General features: G+C 57.5%; 7 protein-coding genes. All 7 read right to left on the bottom strand.

Annotated elements, in window-relative coordinates:
• Nucleotides 1-192 precede the first annotated feature (192 nt).
• Nucleotides 193-483: a Mo-dependent nitrogenase C-terminal domain-containing protein gene (locus AC0QHF_RS27630; protein ID WP_324707500.1), complete on the bottom strand. Its 291-nt coding sequence runs from the start codon at nt 481-483 to the stop codon at nt 193-195.
• Between the two features lie 188 nt (nt 484-671).
• Entirely contained in the window at nt 672-2,744 is a 2,073-nt protein-coding gene (locus tag AC0QHF_RS27625; protein WP_324707499.1) for a cation:proton antiporter, read from the bottom strand.
• Between the two features lie 325 nt (nt 2,745-3,069).
• The gene (locus tag AC0QHF_RS27620; RefSeq protein WP_324707498.1) at nt 3,070-3,912 is read right to left on the bottom strand and encodes a GGDEF domain-containing protein; all 843 of its coding nucleotides are present in this window, start codon (nt 3,910-3,912) and stop codon (nt 3,070-3,072) included.
• A 77-nt stretch (nt 3,913-3,989) separates the two neighbouring features.
• Entirely contained in the window at nt 3,990-5,807 is a 1,818-nt protein-coding gene (gene mrdA / locus AC0QHF_RS27615; protein WP_324707497.1) for a penicillin-binding protein 2, read from the bottom strand.
• A gap of 208 nt (nt 5,808-6,015) precedes the next feature.
• Nucleotides 6,016-7,311, bottom strand: a complete 1,296-nt coding sequence (locus AC0QHF_RS27610; protein ID WP_324707496.1) for a GNAT family N-acetyltransferase — start codon at nt 7,309-7,311, stop codon at nt 6,016-6,018.
• Entirely contained in the window at nt 7,311-7,877 is a 567-nt protein-coding gene (gmk, locus tag AC0QHF_RS27605) for a guanylate kinase (protein WP_324707495.1), read from the bottom strand. Before gmk ends, AC0QHF_RS27610 begins: the two co-directional genes overlap by 1 nt.
• Nucleotides 7,878-7,935: 58 nt before the next feature.
• Nucleotides 7,936-8,202, bottom strand: coding sequence for an extracellular matrix/biofilm regulator RemA (gene remA / locus AC0QHF_RS27600; protein WP_324707494.1), 267 nt, complete (start codon nt 8,200-8,202; stop codon nt 7,936-7,938).
• Between the last annotated feature and the right edge of the window lie 507 nt (nt 8,203-8,709).

Below are 8,709 nucleotides of genomic sequence, written 5' to 3'. Positions count from 1 at the left end.
GGGGATTTAGGGGGATCGAATATCAGTTGTTGAGGCGAACTCAAAGTCCCCCTTTTCAAGGGGGATTTAGGGGGATCTAAATTCTCCCCCATCCTCTTCAGAATATTTTCGCCGTGAGCTTGGGAATCGATTCCCAAACCGTGTTGTGAGCATGGCGTACCCGGTCTATTTTGAGAATATTTCATATCAAAATTAGACCAAAAACTGGGAGACATCTTCGCCGCACTCGTCCGCCAGATAGCAGAGTGCCCGAAACCGCATCCCCACAACTTCTTCGTAGAAGGGATTCAATTTGCAAAGCGGGGGAATGTGCAAGATTGTGCGGCCTAAGAGGCTGATATCGCGGGCGAACGGGCATTGTGCGGGGATCAATTCACAGATGAACCGGGCTGTTTTGGGATTTTCGATTTGGAAGTTATCGAGCCAGGTGCGGATACCTTGAAAGGGCAATTTTTGGCGGTTGTTGAAATTGGCGGCGGTCATGATTGTTTCTCCTGTTTTAACTCCGATTTCACTGTTTCCTCGGCGCGGAAATCAGTGCTTGTTTTGTCTATAGGTCTAATTTAGCAAGCGCACCCCGACAGATCAAGGGTTGACTTATATAAAAACTTGATTGCGATTATAAAAATTTATATCTTTCGGGGAGCCGAACCCCCCATCTCCCTCCCAGCCTAGGTTTGAGGTTCGCCGAACAGAACGATCGAGCCGCGCAGTTCGCCGATAATCTGGCTGGTGATGTTGCTGACTTCCAAACCGCCAACCGTCCGCCGTCGCTGCGATCGCAGCACCACCAAATCCGCCATCTCCGCTTCCGAGAGGATCGCAGCGGCCACGTCGTCGGAGGACACGATGCGGATGTCGGACCGGACGGGGGAGCGATCGCCCGCACCCATGTTCACCAATTCCGATTTCAGCATCTCCAGATGTTCCGGCGGCGCGGACCCCTCGCAAACGTGCAGCAAAATCACCCGGGCGCCGTTCGTATCCGCCAACAACTGGGCGAACCGCACCGTCCGCATCGTCTGGGGGGTGAGATTTTTCACCGGGACCAAAATCTGCTTCATCGCCACCGGGTCCGCCAGCAACCGCATCACCGCCACCGGACAGTGGGAGGACCAAAACACGCTGTCGATCAAATTGCCGAATAACCGCGTCCTCAGCCCCGTTTCCTCGCTCCAACCCATGACGATCAAACTGGCGTCCCGTTCGCAGGCGGTGCGGATAATTCCCGTCGCCACGTCGGCATCGATGCGGAGGGCGGGGGTCGTCTGCACTTTGGCGGCTTCCCCGACGCGGACCGCCTGTTGCAGCAACATCCGACCGTGTTTGAGGGCCTGCTGCAACTCCGGTTCGTCCATGTGAATTTGGGCGTGGGTGGCGACGGACAGCGGCACGATCGCGCCCTTTTCGTGTCTCGCCAACAACACCGCCATCGCCATCAAATACCGTTCCGTGTGGGGGTTGGAAACGGGGACGACCACGGTAAAGGGTGCGGGTTCTCCGGGTAAATTTTCCCGGCGATTTTCCCACCACAAAGACTCGGAAACGGCGGGGAGCGATCGCGCGGCCAACAATCTGGGGGCGACTCGCTGGGTCATCATCGGCCCCACGATGGACGTCACCAACATCAGGACGATGATGCTATTAAATACCGCTTCGCTGAGTAATCCGACTTCAAAACCCACCAGCGCCGCCGCCAGCGTCGCCGCCACCTGGGGGATGGATAGCGACCACATCATCGCGGTTTCCGCCCAACTGTAGCCGTACAAAAATTGGGCGATCCAGGCGGCGAGAAATTTGCTGCCGATCAGTCCCAAAACGATCGCGATCGTCAGTCCGAAACTGGTGCTGAGGGTGGAGATGAATACCGGGACATTCAACAGCAGTCCCATCGCCACGAAAAAGAAGGGGATGAATAAAACGCTCCCCAAAAATTCCACTTTTTCTTTGACGGGACTGGTCCCCACCACGTCGTTGATCGCCAAACCCGCCAAAAAGGCGCCGACGATCATATCGACTTCGATCAATTTGGCGCCGACGGAGGCGACGAACAGGACCAACAACACAAATAGAAATTGATTTCCTTCGTTATTTCCGGTGCGTCGGAAGTAGATTTTTCCGAGGCGATCGAAGCCCAACAAAACGAAAGCCGAGTAAGCCGCCAAGGTGCCCAACTGGACGACGAAACCCCATCCCGAAAACTCCCCGGCGTGGATGGAAACGCAAATCGCCAGGACGAATAGGGCGCTGATATCGGTGAAAATGGTGGCGCCGATGGTGACGATAACGGACTCGACATCCACCAATCCCAACCGCTGGACGATGGGATAGCCCAGGAGGGTGTGGGAGGCCAGCAGGGACCCGATCAAAATGGCGGCGTTGGGGCCGAAACCGAAGGCGAAGCCGATTAATGTTCCGGTGATTAGTGGGACGGCGAAGGTGGCGAAACCGAAGCCGAGGGAGCGATTTTTTTGGTGTTGGAATTGGACGAGATCGATTTCCAAACCGGCGACGAACATCAAATAAATTTTCCCGATATCCGAAAATAATTTCATCGTTTCGGAGTCGGGGTCGAGGAGTTGCAAGCCGTGGGAACCGAGGACGACGCCGGCGACCAACAGTCCCACCAGTCCCGGCAGTTTCAGGCGTTCAAACCAGGGGGGAATGGTGAGGGAAACGAGCAGTAAGATTGTAAACTCGACGATGGGGCTGTCCGGCAGCCATTGAAACAGTTGTGGGATCATGGGTTAAAGTGAAAAGTGAAAAGTGAAAAGTGAAAAGTTTCCTATTTCCTATTCCCGATTGAGAAACGCGAAGCGCTATCGCCATGAAAGTCCATTCCGTCGGGGCGAATGGCTGTGAGGCGGGCTTTTACCCGCCATTGTAAACTGGCTCGAAGCGGATGCGATCGCCCGTAACGGAACCCCCCTTCCGGCGTCGAGTTCTTGTCCTTTGTAATTTTCAATTTTGTTTCCCTCAAATTTGGCATCCTTTCAGCTTTTTCCGAACCGCCACTCCCGGGCCATATTAATTATTAATTATTAATTGTTAATTGTTAATTGTTAATTGTTAATTGTTAATTGTCGAGTGTCGGACGGCGTTTTTGCCCTCATTTTTGACTTGGTAGAGGAGGCGATCGCAGGCCGCGATCGCGTCGGCGACCGAATCGGGGGGGGCCGAAAAGGTGACGGCGCCGATGCTGAAACTCACCGGCCAATCGTGGTGGCAGACCATCTCCAAAAGTTGCTCTCGGATGCGTTGCAGGGTCGCTTGTGCCGGGTTGGCGTCCGTTTCTGGCAGTAGGAGGACGAATTCATCGCCCCCCAACCGGGCGATCGCGTCGGAAGCCCGGATTTCACACTCGACGGTTTTGGCCAGCAGTTGTAATAAGCGATCGCCGCTGGCGTGGCCCTGGCGATCGTTGACCTGTTTGAAATTGTCCACGTCGAAAATTGCCAGGGTAAAAGGATGCTTGAATCGTGCGGATCGGTGGATTTCGGTTTCGAGCACTTCCCAAAAAAAACGCCGGTTCATGAGCCCCGTCAGTCCGTCCGTGCGGGCGAATTGCTTTTCCCGTTCGTAGGCGAGTTTTTGTGCCGAAAGCAAATAGCTGATAATCAGGAAAAAACCCAGGCGGACTAGGGCATTCCAAATGGGAAACAGGGAATTGGAATAGGACTGGCTGGTGATGTCATTAATTCCCCAGACGATCGCGCACAGGACGGAGAATAAAAAACCGTAGGATTTATCCCCGTACCAAGCCACCCACAGGATCGGGAGCAAATAGAGGATGGCGAGGGAGAGTTCCGGGGTGGTGAAAAAATCGACCGCCGCGATCGCCACCAGCAAAACCGATCCCACTATCAAAAATCCCGGCGTTGATTGACAGCAGAATTTGATCCTTTCAATCATCGGCGCGACTCCAATTAAAATTAATTAAAAATCGAGCGATCGCCCCTTTTATCTCGCCTTTTTACTCCGATTTTTCCCTACTTTTTCCCATTAAAATAAGCCCGGAACATCTCCTTCGCCACGGGGGCCGCCGCCTTGGAGCCGTAGCCGCCATTTTCCACGACCACCGCCACGCCAATTTCCGCCTTGTCGGCCGCGCCGAACCCCACATAAACCGAGTGGGATTCCTGACCCCAGACCTCCGCCGTCCCAGTTTTGCCGCCGGTGAGGGGGATGGTGCCGTCGTTCATCCCCTGGGCCGTCCCGTACTGCACCGTTGCGATCAAGCCATCGCGGATGGTAGAAATGATTTCCGGCGATAATCCCGTCGGCTCGGGTTGGGTTTGGGGAGTCCCGGTCAGGTCGGCCAGCAGGTGAGGTTTGACCCGGTTGCCGCCGTTAGCCATCGCCGACACCATCACCGCCAATTCCAGGGGCGTGGTCAGCACCGACCCCTGGCCGATGGACATGGTGACGGTATCCCCCAAATACCAGGGTTCTCCGTAGATTTCCTCTTTATTTTTCGGGGTGGGAATGAACCCGGTGGAGCCTTCCGTGAGGCCCAGCAGGTTCAGATCCGTCGTGCCGATGCCCAGACGTTCGGTCCACTTGGCGATCGCTTCCGGACCAATTGCCATTCCCAGGCGGTAGAAAAAGGTATTGCTGCTGAAGGCCAGGGCGTCCCGGAACCCGATCACGCCGTAACCGCCGCTGTGTTCGTGGAACGTGATCCCCCCCACCGTAATTGAAGCCGAAGTGGCAATGACCGATCCGGGAGAAAATTCCCCCGAACCCATCCCCGCCGCCGAGGAGGCGATCTTGAACGTACTTCCGGGGGGGTATCCCTGGAGGGCACGGTTCAGGAACGGGTGTTCGAGTTCTTGCAACTCCTCCCACTGCTGCTGCGTGATTTGCCGGGTAAACAGATTGGGGTCGAACCGGGGAGAGCTCGCCATCGCCAACACTTCCCCCGTCTTGACGTTGAGGGCCACCGCCGCCCCCCGACGGTTGCCCAGAGCCGCCTCCGCAGCCTTTTGAACGTTCAAATCCAAGGTCAGTTTCACCGGTTTGCCCCCTTCGGACGGCCGTTCGCCGAAGAGTCGCAGCTCCTCATTTTGGGCGTTAACCTCCACCAGACGCGCCCCCCACTTCCCCGCCAACTGGTCGTTGGCCGAGGCTTCGACGCCCAACTGTCCCACGATCATGCCCATCGGCCACTCGGGATGGGCTTTCAATTCTTCCAAAGTCGCCTCTCCGATGTAGCCCACCACCTGGGCTGCCAGGTCGCCGTGGGGATAGTAGCGGCTCGACTCCACCCGCACTTCCACCCCCGTCAACTCCTGGGAATGTTCAGCCAGCCAGATAAAGGCTTCCGGGGTGAGGTGGCGGGCAATGCGAACGGGGGAGGCGGAGCGGTAGCCGACCCGTTCGAGGGCCTCCAAAATCTTCTCGGCGGGGAGGTCGAGGACGTTGCCGAGTTGGGCCGCCTTCACCTTCCACTGTTCGGGGGTCTGTTCCTTCGGCCACAAATACACCCCGCGAACTTGGTGGTTGTCGGCCAAGGGTTTGCCGTTGCGATCGAGGATGCGGCCCCGGTTCGAGGGCATGGGAATGAGGCGGATGCGGTTTTCCTCGGCCCGGAGGCGATTTTGTGCCCCGTCGAGCAGTTGCAGTTGCACGAGGCGGTGGACGTGCAGCCCCATCAGTCCGGTCGCCAGCAACATGAATAAAACCGCCCGGTAGAGGGGATGTCGCTCTCCTTTGGCGGCAATTCGGCGGCGATCGCGGTAGACCGTTGCCGGCCTGTCGGTGTTAGCCGGAGAAATTGCAGAGGAATAAAACAGTTGGCGAACCATAGACCTTGTGAATGTGGACTGAAACGACCGGGGAGACTGTCCCCGAGCCCTGTTGGCGACCCAACGCGAAACGGACGCCCGCCTCGACACCTTTGAACGGGTGACGTTCACCTTTCAAACGAGATTTTCAAGGTGCGTAGCCGGCAGTTCCACGTTACCGTTTCGACTTTAGATATAATTGCACATTTGTGGCGGACTGGGCGGGGGATCAGGGGCAAAACCAAAACATTCCTTTGATGCCGTTGGGGTCGGCGACAAATCCGAGGCTGTGGTAAAAATCGACGGCTCCGCTGCCGGCGAATAGGGTGATGTCGGCGATGTTTTCCCGCCCCAGGCGGTCGATCAGGTGGCGTAGGAGTACCCGGCCGAGGCCGCGGCCCTGAAACTCGGGCCGGATCGCCACGTCCCAGATGGTGGCGTAGAGGGCGCCGTCGGAAATGACCCGGGCGAAGCCGACGAGGCGTTTTCCGTCCGATCGCACCTCCCAGACGGAGATCACCAGAAAGCTATTTTCCAGGGCCTTTTGCAGGCGATCGCGGGGTTGGGGTCGCCATCCGACGGCCCTCCAGAGGTCGAGGATGTCTCGGGGGTCGATGTGGCGGTCGTCGTCGAACTGAATTTGACCCGAATTTCGGGGCGATCGCTCCGGGGGAGGGGGCGGCGGGGGGTCTCCATCTGTGGCCTCGAAGTGGGACCACCGCTCCGGATGCTCCCGGATCTCCCGGTGGCGCCGGGTCACGTCCGCCTCCAGGCGCTTTTTTTTCTCCACCAGAGTTTCCAGTTCCCGGGTAATGTCGGGGTCGTCGGGCCGCAGTTTTTGGGCGATCGCGTACAAAATAATCGCCCCGGGAATTTGACGGCGGCCGGCCAGGTCCCGGGCCAGTTGCCGGCACAGTTCGGGGTTTTCCCGCAAAACCGACAATTCCGAACAATTTGAATCCGTCGCCGCCCGACAATAGTCCTCGCAGGTTGGCTCCCAACCCGGTGAGGAGCGCCCTTGGAAGGCCTCCCCCAGCCGGCGGGCGACGGTCGTCCAGTCGTCGGTTTCCGGCGGTGTCGGCAGGCATTCGGCCGCTTTCAGGAGGGCTGCGATCGCCTCGTCCCACCGCCGCAGGTGAATCAGGGCTTCCCCCAGGCCGTAGTGGGACCAGTGGAAATTCGGCTCCAATTCCACGGCTCGCCGGTAGGCGGCCGCGGCGTTCCGCCACCGCTTCAGGTTCGCCCACCCCCGGCCGAGGTTGTAGTGGGACCAGGAAAAGTCCGGGTTGAGGGCGACGGCTCGGGTGAAGGCCACCACCGCCTCTTCCCAGCGGTCTTGTTGGCAGAGGGCCTCCCCCAGGTGGTGGTGAAACCAGGAACTCTCCGGGTCCAGTTCCACCGCCCGCCGAAATGAGGCGATCGCGGCCGGCCAGTCCCGCCGTTGCAGGTGAATTTGACCCTGTTTAGCCTCCTGCCAAGCTCGCTGCGAGCGATCGGTTTTTTCCAGCCATCCCCCGTTTTCCATCACACCGGGACGAATAACAACGCTTCCAATTTATCCAAAGCGCGATCGAGATCGTCGTTGACGAGGGTAAAGTTGAATTCCGCCGTCGCTTCCATCTCAATTTTGGCCCGGTTCAGGCGACGGGCGATCGCTTCTTCCGAGTCCTGGCCCCGACTCCGCAGCCGCCGCTCCAATTCGGCCATCGACGGGGGCCGGATGAACACCCGCACGGCTTCGGGAAACGTGCGCGAAATCTGTCGGGCTCCTTCGAGTTCGATTTCGAGCAGCACGGATTCTCCCGCTGCGATGGCTTCCGTCACCGCCTGCCGGGGCGTGCCGTAATAGTTGCCGGCGAATTCCGCCCACTCGATCAATTCCCCCCGTTCCACCATCTGTTGAAAGCGATGGCGGCTGACAAAAAAATAGTCTTTTCCGTCTACCTCGCCGGGGCGGGGGGGGCGGGTCGTCGCGGAGGTGGACAGGTGCAGTTCCGGGTGTTTTTCTAGGAGCGATCGCACCAACGTCCCCTTTCCGACTCCACTGGGCCCGGTAATGACGATCAGTTTGCCATGATTGTGGTCGGTCATTTCAAGTTCATACGTCGATCAATTCAGTTCGGACGGCTGCGGGGACTCTCCCAAACCTTCAAATTTCGCGGGCGGCACCATTTTTGTGGATCACGAATCGGTGGGCCACCGTCTCGGGCTGGATAGCCGAGAGGATGATGTGGCTCGAATCTGTGACGATCACGGCTCGGGTGCGGCGTCCGTAGGTCGCATCAATGAGTTGTCCCCGATCGCGCGCATCTGTAATGATACGCTTGATGGGCGCCGACTCCGGACTGACGATCGCAACAACGCGGTTTGCAGAGACAATATTACCAAAACCAATGTTAATGAGCTGAATATCCATAAAAAGACTGACCAATTGGATTCGATCGGGTTCGATCACCTTTCATTGTATGCTAGAAAGAATCTGAGGGAGTTAAATCATCCCAAGCCTCAAAAGGAAAAGTTTTAAAGCCAAGTTTGATTACTTTAACTCCATTTTCCCTCAAAAAACTCTATCTTTGGACAGATATAGGGATCGAGTCGCCCGGTGTGGGCCGAGGGCGAGCGTCCGTTTCCCCCGCTCTCCCCTTCCTGGGGAATGGGGAGTGGGCCACTGAAACCCCCTTGAAATCGGGGTTTCAAGGGGGTTTCTCCTCGCCGAACTGTCAATACACTCGCTTCCGGTTGCTCTGGCAACCCGACGAACAGTTCGGACGTCCGAAAATCCCGAAATCTCCCGACGGGGGCGGTTGACCGCCGCCGATCGCCACGGAATCGAGGTTTTGGAGTTTTCGCGCCCCGCGATGGTTGTGATCGGCGTCACGCCACTTTTAAAGACTTCTTTATAAAGGTCGAAATTTTTGTAAAA

This window comes from Lyngbya sp. CCY1209 (assembly GCF_055795065.1).
This window is presented reverse-complemented; position numbering and strand designations above follow the sequence as displayed.

Bases quoted from the DNA above. Each gene is read 5' to 3' on its own strand.
- AC0QHF_RS27630 (WP_324707500.1), bottom strand. From the start codon at position 483: ATGACCGCCGCCAATTTCAACAACCGCCAAAAATTGCCCTTTCAAGGT.
- AC0QHF_RS27625 (WP_324707499.1), bottom strand. From the start codon at position 2,744: ATGATCCCACAACTGTTTCAATGGCTGCCGGACAGCCCCATCGTCGAG.
- AC0QHF_RS27620 (WP_324707498.1), bottom strand. From the start codon at position 3,912: ATGATTGAAAGGATCAAATTCTGCTGTCAATCAACGCCGGGATTTTTG.
- mrdA (WP_324707497.1), bottom strand. From the start codon at position 5,807: ATGGTTCGCCAACTGTTTTATTCCTCTGCAATTTCTCCGGCTAACACC.
- AC0QHF_RS27610 (WP_324707496.1), bottom strand. From the start codon at position 7,311: ATGGAAAACGGGGGATGGCTGGAAAAAACCGATCGCTCGCAGCGAGCT.
- gmk (WP_324707495.1), bottom strand. From the start codon at position 7,877: ATGACCGACCACAATCATGGCAAACTGATCGTCATTACCGGGCCCAGT.
- remA (WP_324707494.1), bottom strand. From the start codon at position 8,202: ATGGATATTCAGCTCATTAACATTGGTTTTGGTAATATTGTCTCTGCA.